The following is a 19,496-nucleotide window of genomic DNA, read 5'->3' on the forward strand; positions in this document are numbered from 1 at the left end:
GAGCCTAAACTGCATAATCTAGCACTTTAATGATGCTTTTCCGAAGATCTACAAGCGACACATTTTAGATTTAGCGGCCTTAATTTTTTACTCGGAAAATGTACAGCTTTGAGGTTATACTGTGTAGATGAAAATTTATACATGTTCGGTTAAGCCATATGCGCCCTCTATTTTATAAGCTATTAATCGTAGACTTGGTAGTGGTGTTTTTGGTTTTGACTCACAGCGTTTCCGCGTTAGCGATTGAGCTCAATGAGCTTACTTTTATTACAGAAAGTAATGCATCATACAACTATATACGAGACGGTGAGTTGCAAGGTCCTGCTGTCGATTTACTCTTGGCCGCCTCGGCTAGTGCTGGTAGTCCTATAACTCGCGACGCGATATTGGTTTTGCCTTGGGCTAGAGGTTTTAGAGATGCTCAAGAGGGACCTAATACCGTATTGTTTAGTACTATTAGGACGTCTCAGCGAGAAACAGTTTTCCAATGGGTCGGACCAATTGCTGCTGAGAGTGATGTGTTGATTGCCTTGAAGTCGAGACAATTAAAAATCAGCAAACCAGACGATTTAAAGAATTATTTGACCGGTGCCGTGGAGGGCGATGTAGGCGAAGAAATACTCCATGATGCGGGAGTACCGTCGCAAAGAATGGCACTGATTGCGCACTCGAAAAGCTTGGGAAAGATGTTAAATGCAGGGCGCATAGATCTCTGGATATTTGGTGAGGCTGGTTGGCAAGAAACGCTTATTGCTAGTGATATTGACCCAAGTAAGTTTGAAATTGTTTACCGCTTTCCGCCAAAACATTACTATTTCGCGCTGAGTCAAGACATTGATAAGCAACTGGTGAGTAAGTTTCAACAGGCAGTTGATATTGCATTAAAGTCAAATGGCTTTGTGTTTTAAAAACATTTTGCGCACATCATCGCTGTAACTCGATAAAGCTAAGTCTCAATCCAAAACGTCACCGGACCATCATTAAGCAGTGAAACGGCCATATCGGCACCAAAAATCCCAGTTTGGCACTTCCAGTATTCAGAGTTTATGTGCTGTACAAAGGATTTATAGATAAACTCCCCATGTTCAGGTGTCGCACCTTTTGAGAAGCCAGGACGATTACCTTTTGCGGTGTCAGCGACTAAGGTAAATTGAGATACCACCAGTAATTCACCTTGTATATCGGAAAGGCTCTTATTCATTCGTCCGTCTTGGTCGGCAAATATTCGATAATTAAATACTTTGCGGGCCATTTTTTCTATTTGCTGATCGCTATCGTCTTTTTCAACACCGATAAACAGCAATATACCGCTCTGAATCTCCCCAACGACTTCTGTATTTACGCTAACAGAAGCTGATGTAACTCTTTGAATTAATCCTTTCAAAAACGCGCTCCGCTTTCAAACATTTCATTCATTATTCTGGTTAACTCATTTGCGATGCCAGTTTCAGACATACTATGCCCCGCATTATTGACTACCTTTAAGGTCGCATGAGGCAAGGCTTTTTTGATCGAATAAGCCGCTTCCAGCTTGCATACCATATCGTAACGGCCATGCACGATATGACAGGGAATATCGTATAATTTATCGATGTTATCTAATATGTAATTTTCGGCGACAAAACATTTATTTAGCAAGTAATGACACTCGAGCAATGCGAGACTTTTTATGTGTTTATCGGTACTTAAATCACTCATCATCACGTTAGGTGCGATTAGGCGAGAGATATAACCTTCCCAATTAAACCAAGCTTTAAGTGCAGGGAAGCTAAGGTTATTGTCTGGGTTTTCAAACAAACTAATAAACTGTTTGCACACGATATCGGAAGAAGACTTATCAGATATATGGCTTGAAAATTCTTCATAAGCTTCAGGGTAAATTTGAGCAGCACAACCAGTAGGCAGAAGAAACCAATCAAAATCTTCTTTTCTAGCTAAAAACACACCACGCAGCACCATAGATATTACGGCTCTAGGATTGTTAATTGCGTAGAGTAAAGCCAGGGTTGAGCCCCACGAGCCACCAAACACAATCCATTTATCAATATTAAAATGTTTGCGAATAAACTCAAAATCTTGAATAAGCAATTCAGTAGTATTGTTTAAGGTATCACCGAAAGGAGTAGAACGACCACATCCACGTTGATCAACGCCAATGACACGATATTTAAGCGGGTTGAATGGCCATTGATAATTTTTACCTAAACCAGCACCCGGGCCACCGTGCATATAAATGAGAGGAATGCCCTCTGGGTTGCCACTTTGCTCTACATACAACTTATGACCATCTGAAACCTCAATGGTTTGATAGTCATAAACGGCATTAGTGTAGAAAATTCCATTCATAAATCTGAATCACGCTTAGTATGAAAGTAAGCAAAAACAGACAAATTGTGGCTTAGGCATAAAATGTCGTGCTCTATTTAATTAATTACTTAAATTTATACCTTTTTGCTAATTAAATCGACTTAAATAATTCAGTATTACTCGTAAATGACCTCGTTTTTGGCTCTTTTAAGGAGAAAATGAGGAGTAAATTAGGTGTAAAGCCTAGTAGTTTAGTCTAGTGTCGCTTATCCTAATAAGCAGACTTAAGTATCATTTACTTACAATTTTTTACATCCTCAGAAGGAAAGTGACATGCTTCGTTTATTTTGTTGTATTTTTATATTGTCGTTAGCCGGTTGTCAGTCGGCGGTAGACAATGCTTATTATGGGATGTGGGAAAAGTTGGGTGTCGAGAAACGAGATATTTTAGTTGACCGCGTAGAAGACGCTCAAGATTCACAAAAGGATGCTCAAGAACAGTTCGCATCCGCTTTAGACGAGTTCAGTGCCTTAATTAATTTCGACGGCGGTGAGTTAGAAGATGTTTATAATAATTTGAGTGACCAGCTTGAAGTTAGCAAAGAGAGCGCTGAATCGGTAAGAGAAAGAATAAATAAAGTTGAGTCAGTTGCTCAGGCATTGTTTGAGGAATGGGCTGATGAAATTGAAATGATTTCCAGCGCTAATTTGAAACGTGATAGTAAACGTAAGCTCAGCGAAACTAAACGCAAATATGCTTCCTTACTTAAATCGATGCGAAAGGTTGAGCAAAGTATGGATCCGGTCCTTATTGCTCTTCAAGACAACGTATTTGCACTAAAACATAATTTAAACGCTAATGCGATTGGCGCACTGCAAGGTGAGTTTAATAGTATCAAACAAGACGTTGGTAGCTTGATCAAAGAAATGAACACTGCCATTGCACAGTCAGATGAATTTATTAAGAGTATTAAAGGCTAGAGCAAGGAACAAACGCAAGTAATCTAGCACGCAAAATAGAAAGCGATTCTCCAAAACGCCATAGTTACAGGTATTTTGGGAATCGCCAACAATGAATAGTTTTACGCTTTCTATTCAGCTTCCGCAGCCGCTATATCTATCCCCATTTTTTCCATAATCTCTCTTGCCGAGGCTGGTATGCGATTGGGGTTATCTTTCTTCAGATCGCTGTCATCTGGCAATGGCTGCCCAGTAAAAGCATGCAAAAATGCCTCACATAACAATTCTGAATTAGTGGCATGACGTAAATTATTTACCTGTCGACGTGTTCTTTCATCCGTTAACACTTTTAGTACGTTAATCGGAATTGAAACAGTGACCTTTTTAACTTGCTCATTCTTTTTACCGTGTTCTGCATATGGGTGAATATATTGTCCGTTCCACTCTGCCATGGGGATCCTTATTATTTTAATTATATGAAAATTCTAACTGGTATAGAAAAAATATCAATCTAGAAGTGTAAACTTCTTGACGTCTAAGCGTATAAAAAGTAATTTAGACGTCTAAACGTCTAAAAGTAAGTGGCAAATTAATGGTTTCATACGCACAGGGCATCGATGCTTTAAATCAATCTTTATCTGAATTGAGAGATATCGAAGTATCTTTTGAGTTTTTTCCACCGAATTCGGAAGATATGGAAAAGACATTATGGAAATCAGTCGAACGCCTTGCACCCTTAAAGCCCAAATATATGTCAGTGACATATGGCGCAAACAGTGGCGAAAGAGATAGAACCCATGCCGTAGTAAAGCGCATACAAAAGGAAACTGGGGTTTCAACAGCACCACATTTAACTTGTGTTGATGCATCGCAAAGCGAACTCAAGCAAATTGCGAAGGATTATTGGGATTCTGGCATAAAGCGCATTGTGGCCTTGCGTGGTGATTTACCTGCAGGGGTCGAAAAGACCGACATGTATGCTTCAGACCTAGTAAGCCTGCTGAAAGACGTCGCTGATTTCGATATTTCAGTTGCGGCTTACCCTGAAAAACATCCTGAAGCTCCTAATGCGCAATTCGATTTATTGAATTTGAAGCGTAAAGCAGAGGCCGGTGCTAACGAGGCGATTACTCAATTTTTCTTTGATACTTCTGTATTTTTGCGCTTTAGAGACCGAGCGGCAGCAGCCGGTATCGATTTAGATATTGTTCCAGGAATTCTACCTGTTACCAACTATCAAACACTGACACGCTTCGCAGGGTTTACGAATGTGCATGTTCCTAATTGGTTGCATAAGATGTACGACGGCTTAGATTCTGACGATCAAGCAACTAGAAACTTGATGGGCGCAAACATTGCGATGGATATGGTGAAAGTCTTGGCGAAAGAGGGGGTGAAGCACTTTCATTTTTATACTTTGAACCGTTGTGAATTAAGCTATGCAATTTGCCATATGCTGGGTTTACGCAATCAAAAGTAGGCATTCTTGTAAGATATGTTTAAGTTAGGTGCTGTTGTAGGTAAACTAACACTATTATTAGAGTTTTTTTCCAAACTAATTTATTGGAATAGTGTGTATAACAGCATCAACCGGAGTTTGCTGAGTTGAATTTACCTGATGCTATTGCCAAAAAGTAAGCTCTGAATTTTTACTACAAGTCTTTAGACAAGGGATATGATGCGCAAAACTATTTTTCAGGTATTGATAGGCATAAATTTATTCATTTTACTCATTTCCCTTCTTGCACCACTGCTTGCGTGGGGTTTGCTTCTCTCGCTGCCTTTATTGTGTATTGCAGTTTATGATAGCTGGCAAAAAAAGCATGCCATATTAAGAAATTTCCCGCTCATAGGTAGAGTTCGTTGGATTATTGAGGACGTTCGCCCTTTTATTCAACAATATATTCTTGAAACAGATACAGGTGGTGCTCCCATCAGTCGTATGTTTCGAAATATCGTCTATCAACGTGCAAAAGGCAGTCGCGATACAATCCCCTTTGGTACACAAGTTGATACTTACAGAACGGGATATGAGTGGATCGGCCATTCCTTATCTGCATTAAAAGTTGATGATATTGACAAACAACCACGCGTCACTGTTGGAAGCCGGCATTGCAAACAGCCTTACTCTGCAAGCATATTAAACATTTCGGCGATGAGTTTCGGTAGTTTAAGTAAGCCAGCTTTACAAGCCTTAAACAAAGGAGCGAAGCTTGGTGGCTTTTACCACAACACAGGTGAAGGCGGAGTAAGCCCTTATCATTTAGAGTTCGGTGCTGATGTTGTATGGCAAATTGGTACGGGGTATTTCGGTTGCCGAAACGACAAAGGCGGTTTTGACGCAGACAAATTTACCAAACAAGCGTCCCATGCCAATATTAAAATGATAGAAATTAAGTTGTCTCAAGGCGCAAAGCCCGGGCATGGTGGTATTTTACCAGCAAGTAAAAATACGCAAGAGATAGCTGATATTCGTGGTGTGGAAGTTGGCACTCAAGTCGATTCTCCACCAACACATAGTGCATTTAATTCGCCACTTGAATTGATTCACTTTGTCCAAACATTACGTGAGCTTAGCGGTGGAAAGCCTATAGGTATTAAGTTGGCCTTGGGCAGAAGAAGTGAGTTTGTGGCTATATGTAAAGCGATGGTCGAATTAAATCTCACACCCGATTTTATTACTGTTGATGGTGGCGAAGGCGGTACTGGAGCGGCCCCTCTGGAATATTCAAACTCTATTGGTTCCCCTTTAATTGAAGCTTTGGCCTTTGTAGACGATTGCCTGACGGGTTTTGGACTAAGAGAAGATATTAAGATAATTGCATCCGGAAAAATAATATCGGGTTTTCATTTAGTTAAAAATCTCGCCTTAGGGGCTGATATTTGTAATAGCGCTAGAGGCATGATGTTAGCTCTCGGATGTGTACAGTCTTTATCGTGTAATACAAATGAATGTCCAACCGGCGTCGCAACGCAAGATCCTGCTCTTTCTGCAGGATTAATTCCGGCTAACAAGGCTGTTCGTGTACATCAGTTTCATGAGAAAACAGTACATGCGACCGTCGATATTATTTCCTCAGCAGGACTAGAAGCTCCTCATAACTTGAACCGAACTCATATATTTAGACGGGTTAATCAGCAGGAAGTGAAACGCTACGATGAAATTTTTCCGCATATGGTGATTGGCGGATTCTTGAAAGACTGCATCCCTAAGAACTATGAGATAGACCTTGAAGAGGGTGACGCACGCACTTTCATGCCGAAGAAAACATTATCCAATATCAACATGCAAACCAAAACGCTTTGCTAGGAAATATTTTACCCAGCAAAAGCGCGTTCTAGAATCTGTTGAGTAAAGTTCTTTCGCAAATAGAATCCTCGGGGCCGAGTTTTTATTACCTGGCCGCTCTCACCGATGGCATCTGTAAGCACTGAACCATTTGCTGCTTTGGGCCTTAATTGCAGATATGTTCCAACCGTCGCATCGATGCGTTCAACGTGCCCTAAACTAATCATGTCCATTAGTTCTTCCCAGTCGTGTTGAAGTTGTGTGTTTTCATCAGCGCTTGGTTGCCATAAAATTGGGAAACCAATAACTCTCTCAGCAGGTGGGATTTCTCGCTCACCTTGAATCGGCAACCAAAGAACCTGTTGTAACTTATTACGCACATTAGAATTTTTCCAGTTTACACCGGTATTATTAGTTAGGGGCGCATAACAAACATAGGTTGTTTCAAGTGGCTGGTTATTGTAGGAAAGCGGTAAGGATTTTAACTCGACACCTAAGTCGGGGAAATCTTGTTCTGGTTTCGAACCCGCACTTGCACCTAAGCAAAGTTCAATTAACTGCCCAGACCATCCCTTTTGCGTCTTAAAATTCAATGGAACCGCAATGTCCGCTGCATTTGCCAAATCACCTAGAGTCAGGCCCGCTAATCCTTGAGCGCGTTGCATTAAGGCATCTATCGAATCAGGCGGATTTTGAGGTACTTGTAATGATGACATGGGCTAGGTGCTTCACTTAATAAATAATTAACGCTATTGCTTTGCATAATGCATAGTTTATGGAAGAATGGACAGATATAAAAGTATAAATGCGCTGGGTAATCTAAGTGATTGATGCCGAAGGATTCCGCGCGAATGTTGGTATTATCATATGCAATAAAATGGGCCAAGTGTTTTGGGCTCGTCGCTATGGCCAACATTCATGGCAATTCCCACAAGGCGGAATTGACCAAGGGGAAACTGCCGAACAGGCAATGTATAGGGAGCTCCACGAAGAAGTGGGCTTGCTGGAAAAAGACGTAAGTATAGTTAGTGTTACTCGCAACTGGCTTCGTTATAAATTGCCTAAACGCCTTGTAAGGAAGGGTTCAAACCCTGTATGTATTGGCCAAAAGCAAAAGTGGTTTTTGCTGACACTTAAGTGTGACGAAAAAGACGTCGATCTTTTACAGTCAGGGCATCCTGAGTTTGATGATTGGCGCTGGGTTAGCTATTGGTATCCAATACGTAACGTAGTTTCGTTTAAACGAGATGTTTATCGAAAAGCTATGAAAGAGTTTTCGCCGGTGGTCTTATCCGTGCAAAAAACGTCTGTGCAAAAGCCGTCTGTGCACAAACCGACAGCACAAAAGCCTCATACACATTCACCCAACAATAATCGAAAAAACAAAAGGCGTCGACCAAGACCGCAAACCTAAGGCAACGGTAACAGGGGCTTTAAGCTTGCTTTACTTGTCTTGTTAATTGCAATGGAGCGTAGTGCATGCTAACTATCCTGAAACGAATAGTTCAAGAAGTTAATCAGATTCCAGGGCTGGAACCGGCACTGGATCGCTTAGCGACCTTAGTTAAAGAAACCATGAAAGTGGATTCTTGTTCGATCTATTTGGCTGATCATAAAAATCAAGTCCTTGTAATGAAAGCGACTGACGGGCTTGATAAAAGTGCGATCAATAAGGTTAGCGTAGGATTTAGCGAAGGGCTAATTGGATTGGTTGTTCAGCGCGAAGAGCCTTTAAATATCGAAAATGCACCCATACACCCTCGCTTTAAACATTATCCCGAAGTAAATGAAGATGCCTTTTTTGCTTTTATTGGTACGCCAATAATTCACCAGCGAAAAGTATTGGGTGTCATTTCAATGCAGCAAAAATCGATTCGTCGTTTCAGCGAAGATGAAGAATCTTTTTTAGTCACTCTTGCCACCCAAATTGGACTGGAAATTACGAATGCCGAAATTCGTGGCGTGCTCGATGTAAATCCAGACACAAATTTCAACACTCACAAGAGCATAAACGGTTTACCTGGTTCACCTGGCTTAGCTTTAGGTAAGGGTGTCGTGCTCAATATGAAGCATGAACTCAGTCAAATGGTTGTTCGTAAAACGACAGACCAAAAGCAAGAAATCTCACACTATCGACAAGCTGTTGAGTTAACTAGAACTCAAGTTGCTAGCTTGTCAGATAACTTGGGCGATAGTTTACCCGAAGATGTTAAGGCAATCTTTCAGCTTTACCATCAATTACTTGATGCCAACAGTTTAGGTCGGGAAGTTGAACAGAAAATTCGCGAGGACTGGGATGCGGCCTCCTCGCTGAAGTTGGTTGTTGAGAGTTATGCCGCGCGCTTCGCAGCGATGGAAGACCCCTATATGCAGGAAAGGGCAGTCGACATCGTAGATTTGGCCAACCGTATTTTACACAACATCATGAATGCATCGGGCTCACCCACTAATTCGGACCAAAATTTACCAGATAACGCAATACTTGTTGCGAGTGAAGTAAGCGCTCCAATGTTAGCTGAATTCCCGAGTGAAAAATTGAAAGGAATTGTGTCCATTCGAGGATCTAACAATTCTCATGCGGCTATTCTAGCACGGGCAATGGGCGTGCCTGCTGTTATGGGCATGGATGGTGTGCCACTGAGTTTGTTAAACCATCAGGAGATCTTTGTTGACGGATATTCAGGGCAAGTGGTACTTGCTCCTGAAGAACAAGCTCGCGCTGAGTTTTTGCATTTAATCGCGGAAGAAGAGGCACTTCATAAACGAATTGAAAGTGAAGCAGAGCAGGCGGCGATTACCGAAGATGGTGTTGAAATGGCATTATTAGTTAATGCTGGCTTATCCGCTGGTTTGGAAATGGAGCAAAATAAACAGGGTGCTGGGGTCGGACTTTACCGTACTGAAATCCCATTTATGCTGCGTGAACGTTTTCCCTCAGAGCAGGAACAATTCGAGCTTTACCAGAGTATATTAAGTGCCCATCCGAACAAAGAAATGACTATGCGAACCCTGGATGTTGGTGGGGATAAGCCTTTGTCATATTTTCCTATCTCGGAAGAGAACCCGTTCTTGGGTTGGCGTGGCATTCGTTTAACACTGGATCATCCAGAGATCTTTTTAGTGCAAGTTAGGGCGATGTTGCGAGCGAGTATTGGGCTCAAAAATCTGCATATTTTGTTGCCTATGATTTCCAATATCAATGAGATTGATGAAGCTAATCGCCTCATTAAGCAAGCTTTTGATGAGGTTGAAGAAGAAGCTCATAAGAGTCAGCAGAAACTGTTTATGCCTGCAGTAGGTGTCATGTTAGAAGTGCCCGCGGTCATTTTTCAATTAGAACAAATTGCTGAAAAAGTCGATTTCTTCTCGGTAGGAACGAACGATTTAACTCAGTACCTATTAGCAGTAGACCGCAACAATTCGCGGGTCGCGCAATTATATTCCAGCTATCATCCATCGGTGTTAATGGCCTTAAATAAAATTGTGCAAACTTCCAAGCGCTGTAATATTCCTGTGACGGTGTGCGGCGAATTAGCTGGCGAACCAAAGGGCGTTTTAATACTAATGGCAATGGGCTATCGAAAACTAAGCATGAATGCCCACAGTTTACGAAAAATTAACTGGGTTATTCGCAATGTAGCGATAAATGAACTAGAAGCTCTTTTAGATGAAATTTTACCTTGCGAAGGGCCAGACGAAGTTAAAATTATCGTAGACAAATACCTTGAGCTAAAAGGGCTAGGTGGCCTAGTTCGAGCTGGATCTTAATTTATCATGCGTAGCGTTACATCAAATATGGCGAGTCAATTATAAATGGATCCAAATATCGTAATATTTTTACTGTGCGCAGTACTTGGTTCTGCTGTTGGCGTGATGGCTGGCTTGCTTGGTATTGGAGGCGGACTCCTTATTGTGCCTGCAATGGTCTTTCTGCTGCACTACTATTTAGGAATTGATATCGATATTGGTATGCCAATAGCCATAGCGACATCCTTATCAACCGTTATTATGACTGGCTTATCTTCTACTCGAAGCCATTATAAAATGGGAAATTTAGACAAGCGGATAGTACTTTATTGCGGTTTAGGGATTGCCGTCGGCGCTATCCTGGGAGCGCAATTTGCCAGCTTTATTTCAGGCGCTATACTGCAACGTATCTTCGCATTACTTGTTATATTAATTGCCTTACAAATGATTTTCGGCTCGCATAAAATGTCGAAGAATACCATTGGTAAACCAGGTTTAGGCGGGATTGGTGTTGGCACTGGTTTTGTTTCTGCATTAATGGGAATCGGGGGCGGCGCTTTGCTGGTACCGGCGCTTCTTTGGTATCAAATTAATATTCGCAAAGCTATTGGATGTGCAGCATTTAGCGGGGTCATAGTGGCATTATTTGGCACGCTTACTTTTATGATCACCGGCTTCAATAAGCCAGAATTACCAGCATATTCGATTGGCTATGTATACTTACCAGCCACATTCGGAATTATTGCTACATCGGTGCTAACAGCGCCAATAGGTGTTAAACTCGGACAAGGGCTAGATACTATTAAGTTAAAGAAAGTTTTTGCAACGTTTTTAGTTCTAGTTAGCATACGCATGATCATAGGAATTGAGTAATACATGACCACCCCCTTACAAACTATCCCTGCACATTTAGATTTTCCCATCATAGATGCCGTCATTTTTGAAATTGGCCCACTGGCGCTCCGCTGGTATGGCGTCATGTATTTAATTGGTTTTCTGGCTGCATTTTGGCTAGCTAATAGACGTCTTTCACGCACTGATTGGAGCAAAGAGCAACTTAGTGACTTGCTGTTTTGGGGCTTCATGGGCGTTGTTTTGGGGGGCAGAATTGGCTATGTCATGTTTTATAATTTTGGCGTGTTCCTTGATAATCCGCTTTATCTGTTCCGAATATGGGAAGGCGGAATGTCTTTCCATGGTGGTTGTTTAGGCGTGATCATTGCCGCTTATTGGTATTCAAAAAAGCGCGGATGGTCTTTTCTGCGAGTCGGTGATTTTATTGCTCCCCTAGTACCTATTGGTCTCGGTGCAGGCCGAATCGGTAACTTTATCAATGCAGAACTTTGGGGGCGTACAACTGATGTTCCGTGGGCATTTATTTTTCCTGGCGCTGGACCAATGCCAAGACACCCATCGCAACTTTATGAGTTTGCCCTCGAAGGCGTATTATTGTTCGTCATATTATGGCTTTATTCAGCGAAGCCTCGTCCCGTTGGTTCTGTTGGTGGTTTATTCCTTGTAGGATACGGTTCATTCAGGTTCTTTGTGGAATATTTCCGCGAGCCAGATGCGCATTTAGGTTTGTATTCGTTTGGCTTGTCACAAGGTCAGATGCTATGTATTCCAATGATCCTAGCGGGTATCGGTTTAATTGCATATGCGTATAAAAAGGGCGTTAAAGCCTAGTTCACAGTACGTAGTATATTCAGGTCTATCAGCGAAAGCGTTTAAAGCGAATAAGTAGGAAATCAACATCATGAGTCAGTACGAACAATTATGTCAGCGCATTGTTAATGAAGGAACTTGGTTAACCAATGAGCGGACTGGTCAGAAGTGTTTGACGGTGATTAACGCAGAGCTCGAATACGATGTTGAAAATCGCTCATTTCCCCTAGTAACGACGCGTAAAAGTTATTACAAAGCGGCCATCGCTGAACTCCTCGGTTATCTGCGCGGCTATCAGAGTGCCGCAGAGTTTCGCGCAATCGGCTGCAACACCTGGAATGCTAACGCTAACGAGAATCAAGCGTGGTTAGCTAACCCTAATCGCAAAGGCGATGATGATATGGGGCGAGTCTATGGTGTTCAAGGCCGCAGTTGGCAAAAGCCAGATGGTACAGCTCTCGATCAACTTGCCAAAGTCATCAATAATTTAACTAAGGGTATTGATGATCGTGGTGAAATTATCACTTTTTACAACCCCGGTGAATTCGATATGGGGTGTCTGCGTCCTTGCATGCACACACACACGTTTTCCTTACTAGGGAAAGATTTATATCTCACCAGTTATCAACGTTCATGTGACGTACCTTTGGGCTTAAATTTCAATCAAATTCAAGTGTATGTATTGCTTGCCTTGGTTGCACAGATTACGGGGAATAGGCCGAAGAAGGCATTTCATAAAATTATCAATGCGCATATTTACGAAAATCAATTCGAATTAATGAAAGATGTACAGCTTGCCCGTAAGCCATTTCCTAACCCAAGCTTAACGATTAATCCCGAAATTAAGTCGCTAAAAGATATCGAAACTTGGGTGACTACCGATGACTTTAAGGTGGAAGGTTACGAACACCACGCGGCAATTGCTTATCCTTTTTCAGTGTAGTGTTGCTTGCAATAAATTTTTCTATTAATGGATAGTTGCAAGCTCTTTGAAAAAGTCACTAAATTGTAATAAAGTCGCTTATAAACGTGAATAAGGTTAAGCGGCACTCTACGGTAAAGTTAGCATAGCTTACTAATGTAGTTTGATAACGTATAACTGTTACTATGAGCTTAAAAAGAAGTTATCATTACTCTTAAATTTCTTATGTCCCATGTATCGTCACTTATGATGTTAATTTTTTTCCTGAGGCCCTCTTCATGACAGTACCCGTTCTAATCTGCGATGATTCCGGTTTTGCTCGAAAAGCAATGGCCCGATCGCTCCCCGATAGTTGGGATGTGGATATTTCATTCGCGGAACATGGACTGCAGGCTATTGATATGATTAAAGAAGGAAAAGCAGATATTCTTTTCCTAGATTTGAACATGCCAATTATGGATGGTTATCAAACCATGCAAATTATTCGCGATGAAGACTTGCCGACCTTGGTTATAGTAGTTTCCGGTGATGTTCAAGAAGAAGCACGCAAAAGGATGTTAGCTTTGGGTGCGATCGACTTCATCCGCAAGCCAATCGACAACGAAAAACTAACTACAATTTTAGCGAAGTATGGGATATACACTGGCGAATCTTCTGCCGAAAAGCGCGAACAAACAAATCAAATTACGGGCAATGCAAGCGAATCAGAGAAACTAGATGCTTTCCGAGAGCTCGCTAACGTAGCGATGGGTCAAGCTGGCGAAAAACTCGCAAAAATACTGAACGAATTTATCGATTTACCTATTCCAAATGTGAGTCTTTTGCACACCAATGAACTTCATATGACATTAGATGAAGTTAATAAAAATACCCAAATGTCAGCCGTTTCGAAAGGCTTTATCAGCACTGGGATCCGCGGGGAAGCAATTATTCTTTTCAACGATAGCAATGTTCAGAACATGGCCAATTTGTTGGGAGCTGATATTTCGGGTAAGGATAATAGCGGTGAAATTGAAGTGTTAATGGATATTTCGAATATCCTAATTGGCGCTTGTCTCAACGCACTATCTGCTCAATTGAATGTTAAATTTACGCACAATTCTCCAATTATTCTAGGCTTACATTGCGACTCTTTCGATCTAATGAATCAGCATGCGACTAGATGGGAGAAGGTTTTGGCGATTGAAATTGCTTATGCTATTTCCAAACATGATATTAGTTTCGAACTACTTTTACTTATCCCCGATCAAGACGTCGACAAAGTGTTTAAGCGCTTAATATTCCAAGAGGCAAATGAGAATGAATAGTGCCATTGACGAGCTGGCAGAATTGCATTGGCAACAAGATCTTTTAGGATCAATTGAGGTTGGCATTGCCGTTATTGAAAAAGATTTCACCGTTGCTGTGTGGAACCAATTCATGGAAAACCACAGTAGTGTAAGACCAAGTCAAATTTGCGGAAAAAACTTGTTTGAGCATTTCCCTGAGATTGACGAAGCTTGGTTCAAACGTAAATGTGAACCAGTTTTCAATATGATGAGTCCTGCATTTATTATTTGGGAACAACGCCCTTATGTATTTAAGTTCGGGACTAGCAGGCCTATCACATCTACTTCAGATTACATGTATCAAAACGTCACTATTTTTCCTCTAGCTTCCATGACAGGGAAAACAGAGCGTATATGCGTGCTGGTCTATGATGTGACTGATCAAGCGATTGGGAAACAACGCATTGATGGACTGAATCTAGAGTTACAAGAAATAAGTCGAGTTGATGGCCTAACAGGTTTATACAACCGACGTTATTGGCAGGAGCGTTTCGATCGAGAATACAAAGTAGCGATGCGCACAGAGCCAAACATTTGTGTCATTATGCTCGATATAGATCATTTCAAGAAAGTTAATGATACATACGGACATCACGCGGGTGATTTGGTCATTCAGCGTTTAGCAAAGTCTATTGAGTTAGCGACACGTGAAACTGACATTTGTGGTCGTTATGGTGGAGAAGAGTTTGTTATTATTCTTCCTGAAACTACAGAGAAGACAGCAAATATTATGGCTGAAAGACTAAGAAAACTCGTTTCCTTAGATGCAGTTCAATACGAAGATATCGCAATAAAATATACAATCAGTATTGGTATAGCGCAGTTTTCGAGCGACTACAGAGAAGCTGTTCTTTGGCTTGAAGATGCAGATAAAGCATTGTACGAAGCAAAAGAAGGCGGACGAAACAGAGTGGTACTTGCGCACAGTAATGGCAGCTAAAATCCTTTAAGGTCGTATCCCTACAACATCTAAGGGGCAGAGTCCTTGCCCTTCTAAAAACAATACACACATCGACAATTGGGCTTTAATGCAGTCGTCATTGCGTATTAAGGGCTCCTCCCAATAGTGAGCTTGGTGCAGCACATGCCAGAAAATCCGTTCTTTGTGACTATATGGCTGTGAATGTTGATTTTTAACCAGCGTCCACTCTTCAAACGTGTCCCATAAAAAACACTCAAGCTCAGCATAGGGCAACTTGTTCTGCCAATAAGAACGTAAGTAGAATACAAGCTGCTCTGCTTTGTTATCTATAAAATTTTGAACTAACAAAATAGTGTGCCAATGATAATTCGACGGAAGTATGATTAAAGTATAGGTAGATAAATTTAATTCGTGAGCTTTGTAGGGATGATTAAGTTTAAGTCTTTGTATTATTGGGAATTAAATAACAAAATAAAGATATCCTAATTTTTACCAACCCAAATAGGCGGTCCAACCTATTATTTGCCGAGAGATGTATTCCATTTGTCGTTGGTCGAAGCTTTGCCCAACTATTTCTACTTGGCGATAAACTTCCTTAAGCTCTGTGCGTGCCGCAATTTCACGCTTGGCAGCTGTTTGCTTACTCCAGCTGTTGTCCCAATAGCTGGTGAGATCAAGTACAGGAATAGGAGTTTGAGCGATAAGCATTGGCACCTTATTATTCAGCTTCCGAATTGGCCAATAAGGGTTGTTAATGACAAGTGCATCAATATTCGACGAGGTAGGCTTATCAACAATTAACTTCGTTATCGTAGCTGCGGTAATGCCTTGTGTGACAACAATGCGATGACCCATGGTCAATTTCATATGTTGTAGAACTGACTCAATATAGGCCTCAACTTCTTGTGAATAAACTATCAACTCAGCCTCTGTGATTGCTGGCCGTGCTGAAAGACTATTAATCGTTTCGACTGCGTTTGTCGGTTTATCCTCTTCGTCTTCTTCGCTTGCAGGGTTGCCCTCAACGGCGTTGAGTTCAACAGCTGAGTTTTCGGTATCGGGGCTGTCAGGTTGTGCCTTTGTTACTGCTGTATCTGTTCGCTCTATCGGGAAGGCGATGTTAGGACCTGATCGTAACCCTAGTGAGGGCATTACGACAGTTGTCCATCCAAGTGCGGGTAGTGTTTTTGCAACATGAACCAAAGAGTCCTTTTTACCTAAAGGTGAGTCTGCATCCCCTATGATCATGACGACGCCTTTCGTTATGGGTTGTTCCGACAAGGAGATTAGAATTGGCATACTGTTGTCACCTATTTCTATTAAAGTAAACTCATCGTTATGCATTTGATTTTTAATATCGAGCGCTGTCTTTTCTGCAAAAGAAGCTGACTGAGCGTTTGCGTCGAGTGGCGAAGCTAGGAGAAAGCAAATTAAACAGCACAATAGATGACTAAAAGAGATAGCACGGAGCAATTTAGGGCACCGTTTGTGTTGAAAATTAGCTCTATTGCTTGGATTCTGCATAGATATAAGTTCAGTCAGTTAGTCATGTGTAATAATAGTTTATCGGCCCGCGATTTAAGACGTTTAACCTTTTTAATTTTATTTAAAACCTTAGTTACATAAAAATAGAAATTAGTACTACTAAGGCGTTATTTTGGCATAAAAAAAGCAGCTCGAAAGCTGCTTTCATATTAAGTAAATATCAAGTTTAGAATTCGTATGACACTGATGCGCCAACGAGTCTAGGTTGATTTGGATACGCATTGAAACTACCGCTTTGAATCGGTGGTGGGAACGCAGATAAGTAATACTCATCGTTGTTCAAATTACGCACCCAAATTTGAAAGCTTAAACCATTCTCCATGGTCAAACCTGCACTAGCATTTATAGTACTGACAGTTCGAGTCAACTCCGCAGGTACATTTGATACTAAGCGCACTTCACTTTCGTATTGATAGTCGGTGCGAATGTAACCGAACATGCCGTTATCAAACTCGAAGTTATACGTAATACCAGCGTTAAATGTACGCTCTGGAATACCAGCAGGTTTCTCACCCGATAAATCGGTCGGGCCGGTTAAGCCAGACGCACCTACGAAAGAATCGTAAATCGGGTCTAAAAGCATACCTGCAAGAGTAATATCGATTGAATCAGTAGCATTAAATTTAGAATCAAACTCAACACCTTTGGTCGATTGCTTACCAGCATTCGCTAATACGAACCCTGTTCCAACAAAGGTGCTTGATTGGAAGCCATTAATCGTTTGGTCAAAAGCTGTAATGTTGATAGCCGCATTACTAAATCTTGTTTTTATGCCTAACTCATACACTTTAGTTTCTTCAGGGCCAGCATAACGCGTACCGTAGCTTTGGTTAGCTTGAGTCAAACCTGCACTTGCAATTGCGCTTGCGTCACCAGGGAACGGACGTGTATCGCGCGATAAGTTCCAAGATGTACCTTTAAAACCAGTCGCTGCAGTTGCAAAGAAGTTAACATTCTTATTGAGCTCATACGCTAAACGCACACTCCAAGTTGCTTTGCTGTCCGAGCTTTTGCCATTTTCAACTTCATTTGGAAATACGAGTTGTGGTGGTAAAAACTGCACGCCTTTCAAAGTGGGTACAAAGGGGGCCAATGTAGGAATTGATGTAAGTGGCACACCAAATAAAGTTGGATCAGTATCAAAATCAATTGAAGATAAGACTTCTTGGTTATCAGAGGCAATCGTGACAGCTTTCTCATCTTTCGTGTAGCTTGCGCCGAAGGTTGCTGTAAGTGCTTCACTAAGGTCATAATCTAAACTAACGAAAAGTGAATAAGCTTGGTTGTCTTGAGTAAACTCGCTGTTGATGTATTGATCAGCTGCGAAGAAGGTATTTGGCGCTAAGCCGTACACACCCTCAACACCAGCAAATAAATCACTTAAACCCAAGACGTTGAAGAAGTTACGAGTACCTGAACCGTAAAACAAGGTGTCGCCAGTATCTACTTGCTCATCAAAATAGAATGCACCCACCATCCAGTCAAAAGTATTATCACCAGTAGAACTCAGTCTGAATTCCTGTGTCAATGTATCAATGTCTGTGTGACCTTCCTCTGTCAAAATATCTAACGAAGTGTAGTCAACGTCGACAAAATAATCTGATTTGTTATTTCGAAGAGCACTAATCGATGTAAATGCAAAACCATCGTAATCAACATCAATTTGCATGGATATGCCGCCATCTTCGACCTTATTTTTAGGATCGATATTCAGAGCCGATTCATATGCAAAGGGAGTCGCATCATCAAGCACCACGCCGCCAAGTGCGCGCACTGCCGCTGTTGTAGGGCCGTTAATGACATCAGCAACGGTACAGCAAGCTTCGTCAATGACACTAAAGTCACCAATAAAACGCACACTCACGTCATCAGTCGGTTGATACAATAACTGACTTCTAAAGTTCCAGCGGTCACGGTCATTAATATCATCGAGTCCCACGACACTTTTAGTGAAGCCGTCTCGTGTATTAAAGCCACCAGAGAGACTAAATGCTAGTTCATCGGTGATCTCATTGGTTATGTAGCCCTTAAAAATGCGTTGATTGTAGTTGCCTACAGTCGCTTCAATTCTACCTTCCTTGTTGAAGGAGGGAGCTTCTGTTCTTACGTTGATAACGCCAGCAGAGGCATTCTTACCGAATAGAGTACTTTGCGGCCCACTGAGAATTTCAACTTGTTGTAAGCGAGGCAAGTCACCAATTTGAGCGGCTGCACGTGAACGATAAACACCGTCGATGAATACACCCACTGATGGTTCGATACCAGTATTGTTGGTGCCGTTACCAAAACCACGGATAGAGAAGTTGGTATTGGTAGAGCGCTGAAGTGGAGTTACTCGCAACGTAGGCACTAGACTTTGTAAGTCACCTATGTCGAGTACTTTGGTTTGCTGGATATCTTTTGCACTTGTTACAGTGACTGCTATTGGCGTTTCCTGCAGGCCTGTAGAGCGCTTAGATGCAGTGATAACGATGGTTTCAAATTCTTGTTCAACTTCGGCTTCGGTTTCTTCCTGAGCTAAAGCATGGTTTGACATAAAACCTAAAGACATCGCGACAAGCAAAGCCAAGGGTTTGGTTTTGAATTGATTTGGTAAATACGGACTCATGTGTGTTCTCATCATATTACGGGAAGTTTATTATTATTTTTTGAGCATAAAGTTCAGTACACAAGTTACCCGTCCGTAGTTGCATGATCAAAAGAACCTTATATCACCACTGACTCATTCGCTTAACAGGAAGTTAATTAACCTTGCATGTTAAAAAAATGTTGCAGAACGATCTTAGAGTAAAGGTATTTTATTGGCTAGGC

18 protein-coding genes are annotated in these 19,496 nt (G+C 41.5%); 11 read left to right on the plus strand and 7 right to left on the minus strand.

Features of this window, described 5'->3' with window-relative positions; all coding sequences use genetic code 11:
- Positions 1-158 precede the first annotated feature (158 nt).
- Entirely contained in the window at positions 159-908 is a 750-nt protein-coding gene (locus tag ACKLNX_RS06100; protein ID WP_412971654.1) for a substrate-binding periplasmic protein, read from the plus strand.
- 38 nt (positions 909-946) lie between these two features.
- On the opposite strand, the gene dtd is transcribed toward ACKLNX_RS06100, so the two are convergent.
- Positions 947-1,384, minus strand: a complete 438-nt coding sequence (gene dtd / locus ACKLNX_RS06105; RefSeq protein ID WP_412971655.1) for a D-aminoacyl-tRNA deacylase — start codon at positions 1,382-1,384, stop codon at positions 947-949.
- A complete protein-coding gene (pip, locus tag ACKLNX_RS06110) occupies positions 1,381-2,346 on the minus strand; it encodes a prolyl aminopeptidase (RefSeq protein ID WP_412971656.1) in 966 nt (321 codons plus the stop codon). The genes dtd and pip overlap by 4 nt, the downstream gene beginning before the upstream one ends.
- A gap of 294 nt (positions 2,347-2,640) precedes the next feature.
- On the opposite strand from pip, the gene ACKLNX_RS06115 reads away from it, so the two are divergent.
- The gene (locus ACKLNX_RS06115) at positions 2,641-3,288 is read left to right on the plus strand and encodes a DUF2959 domain-containing protein (RefSeq protein WP_411692755.1); all 648 of its coding nucleotides are present in this window, start codon (positions 2,641-2,643) and stop codon (positions 3,286-3,288) included.
- 110 nt (positions 3,289-3,398) lie between these two features.
- Here ACKLNX_RS06115 and metJ read toward each other — a convergent pair whose 3' ends face one another.
- Complete coding sequence (gene metJ, locus ACKLNX_RS06120) at positions 3,399-3,719, minus strand: met regulon transcriptional regulator MetJ (RefSeq protein WP_411692756.1); 321 nt, start codon at positions 3,717-3,719, stop codon at positions 3,399-3,401.
- 140 nt (positions 3,720-3,859) lie between these two features.
- Here metJ and metF point away from each other — a divergent pair, with 140 nt between their 5' ends.
- Both metF and ACKLNX_RS06130 read left to right on the plus strand, forming a co-directional pair.
- Positions 3,860-4,747, plus strand: a complete 888-nt coding sequence (gene metF / locus ACKLNX_RS06125) for a methylenetetrahydrofolate reductase (protein WP_412971657.1) — start codon at positions 3,860-3,862, stop codon at positions 4,745-4,747.
- 198 nt (positions 4,748-4,945) lie between these two features.
- The gene (locus tag ACKLNX_RS06130) at positions 4,946-6,577 is read left to right on the plus strand and encodes an FMN-binding glutamate synthase family protein (RefSeq protein WP_412971658.1); all 1,632 of its coding nucleotides are present in this window, start codon (positions 4,946-4,948) and stop codon (positions 6,575-6,577) included.
- Positions 6,578-6,585: 8 nt separating this feature from the next.
- Here ACKLNX_RS06130 and mutH read toward each other — a convergent pair whose 3' ends face one another.
- Complete coding sequence (mutH, locus tag ACKLNX_RS06135) at positions 6,586-7,272, minus strand: DNA mismatch repair endonuclease MutH (protein WP_412971659.1); 687 nt, start codon at positions 7,270-7,272, stop codon at positions 6,586-6,588.
- Positions 7,273-7,379: 107 nt separating this feature from the next.
- On the opposite strand from mutH, the gene rppH reads away from it, so the two are divergent.
- The 7 genes from rppH to ACKLNX_RS06170 all read left to right on the plus strand — a co-directional run bounded on the left by rppH (position 7,380) and on the right by ACKLNX_RS06170 (position 15,158).
- Positions 7,380-7,970 (plus strand): RNA pyrophosphohydrolase, encoded by a 591-nt coding sequence (rppH, locus tag ACKLNX_RS06140; RefSeq protein WP_411692759.1) that lies wholly within the window; start codon positions 7,380-7,382, stop codon positions 7,968-7,970.
- Between the two features lie 65 nt (positions 7,971-8,035).
- Entirely contained in the window at positions 8,036-10,324 is a 2,289-nt protein-coding gene (gene ptsP / locus ACKLNX_RS06145) for a phosphoenolpyruvate--protein phosphotransferase (protein ID WP_412971660.1), read from the plus strand.
- A 45-nt stretch (positions 10,325-10,369) separates the two neighbouring features.
- The gene (locus tag ACKLNX_RS06150; protein WP_412971661.1) at positions 10,370-11,176 is read left to right on the plus strand and encodes a sulfite exporter TauE/SafE family protein; all 807 of its coding nucleotides are present in this window, start codon (positions 10,370-10,372) and stop codon (positions 11,174-11,176) included.
- Between the two features lie 3 nt (positions 11,177-11,179).
- Entirely contained in the window at positions 11,180-11,989 is an 810-nt protein-coding gene (gene lgt, locus ACKLNX_RS06155; RefSeq protein ID WP_411692762.1) for a prolipoprotein diacylglyceryl transferase, read from the plus strand.
- Between the two features lie 70 nt (positions 11,990-12,059).
- Complete coding sequence (locus ACKLNX_RS06160) at positions 12,060-12,911, plus strand: thymidylate synthase (protein ID WP_411692763.1); 852 nt, start codon at positions 12,060-12,062, stop codon at positions 12,909-12,911.
- A 257-nt stretch (positions 12,912-13,168) separates the two neighbouring features.
- On the plus strand, positions 13,169-14,197 hold the full coding sequence (locus ACKLNX_RS06165) for a response regulator (protein WP_411692764.1): 1,029 nt from the start codon (positions 13,169-13,171) through the stop codon (positions 14,195-14,197).
- Positions 14,190-15,158: a diguanylate cyclase gene (locus ACKLNX_RS06170; protein WP_411692897.1), complete on the plus strand. Its 969-nt coding sequence runs from the start codon at positions 14,190-14,192 to the stop codon at positions 15,156-15,158. Before ACKLNX_RS06165 ends, ACKLNX_RS06170 begins: the two co-directional genes overlap by 8 nt.
- Before the next feature lie 6 nt (positions 15,159-15,164).
- On the opposite strand, the gene ACKLNX_RS06175 is transcribed toward ACKLNX_RS06170, so the two are convergent.
- The 3 genes from ACKLNX_RS06175 to ACKLNX_RS06185 form a co-directional block, all read right to left on the minus strand.
- Entirely contained in the window at positions 15,165-15,488 is a 324-nt protein-coding gene (locus tag ACKLNX_RS06175; protein ID WP_411692765.1) for a hypothetical protein, read from the minus strand.
- A 141-nt stretch (positions 15,489-15,629) separates the two neighbouring features.
- A complete protein-coding gene (locus ACKLNX_RS06180; RefSeq protein ID WP_411692766.1) occupies positions 15,630-16,664 on the minus strand; it encodes a DUF3530 family protein in 1,035 nt (344 codons plus the stop codon).
- 187 nt (positions 16,665-16,851) lie between these two features.
- Positions 16,852-19,293 carry a TonB-dependent receptor gene (locus tag ACKLNX_RS06185; protein ID WP_412971662.1) on the minus strand — a complete coding sequence of 814 codons (2,442 nt, stop codon included), beginning with the start codon at positions 19,291-19,293 and terminating at the stop codon, positions 16,852-16,854.
- Positions 19,294-19,496: the final 203 nt, after the last annotated feature.

The organism is Glaciecola sp. MF2-115, from assembly GCF_047250385.1.
Taxonomy (GTDB): Bacteria; Pseudomonadota; Gammaproteobacteria; order Enterobacterales; family Alteromonadaceae; genus Glaciecola.

Excerpts from the sequence above, each read along its gene's own strand:
- ACKLNX_RS06150 (WP_412971661.1), top strand. The coding sequence starts at position 10,370 with ATGGATCCAAATATCGTAATATTTTTACTGTGCGCAGTACTTGGTTCT.
- mutH (WP_412971659.1), bottom strand. The coding sequence starts at position 7,272 with ATGTCATCATTACAAGTACCTCAAAATCCGCCTGATTCGATAGATGCC.
- pip (WP_412971656.1), bottom strand. The coding sequence starts at position 2,346 with ATGAATGGAATTTTCTACACTAATGCCGTTTATGACTATCAAACCATT.
- ACKLNX_RS06165 (WP_411692764.1), top strand. The coding sequence starts at position 13,169 with ATGACAGTACCCGTTCTAATCTGCGATGATTCCGGTTTTGCTCGAAAA.
- ACKLNX_RS06160 (WP_411692763.1), top strand. The coding sequence starts at position 12,060 with ATGAGTCAGTACGAACAATTATGTCAGCGCATTGTTAATGAAGGAACT.
- ACKLNX_RS06100 (WP_412971654.1), top strand. The coding sequence starts at position 159 with ATGCGCCCTCTATTTTATAAGCTATTAATCGTAGACTTGGTAGTGGTG.
- ACKLNX_RS06115 (WP_411692755.1), top strand. The coding sequence starts at position 2,641 with ATGCTTCGTTTATTTTGTTGTATTTTTATATTGTCGTTAGCCGGTTGT.
- ACKLNX_RS06185 (WP_412971662.1), bottom strand. The coding sequence starts at position 19,293 with ATGAGTCCGTATTTACCAAATCAATTCAAAACCAAACCCTTGGCTTTG.
- ACKLNX_RS06130 (WP_412971658.1), top strand. The coding sequence starts at position 4,946 with ATGCGCAAAACTATTTTTCAGGTATTGATAGGCATAAATTTATTCATT.
- metJ (WP_411692756.1), bottom strand. The coding sequence starts at position 3,719 with ATGGCAGAGTGGAACGGACAATATATTCACCCATATGCAGAACACGGT.
- ACKLNX_RS06170 (WP_411692897.1), top strand. The coding sequence starts at position 14,190 with ATGAATAGTGCCATTGACGAGCTGGCAGAATTGCATTGGCAACAAGAT.
- metF (WP_412971657.1), top strand. The coding sequence starts at position 3,860 with ATGGTTTCATACGCACAGGGCATCGATGCTTTAAATCAATCTTTATCT.
- lgt (WP_411692762.1), top strand. The coding sequence starts at position 11,180 with ATGACCACCCCCTTACAAACTATCCCTGCACATTTAGATTTTCCCATC.
- ACKLNX_RS06180 (WP_411692766.1), bottom strand. The coding sequence starts at position 16,664 with ATGCAGAATCCAAGCAATAGAGCTAATTTTCAACACAAACGGTGCCCT.
- ptsP (WP_412971660.1), top strand. The coding sequence starts at position 8,036 with ATGCTAACTATCCTGAAACGAATAGTTCAAGAAGTTAATCAGATTCCA.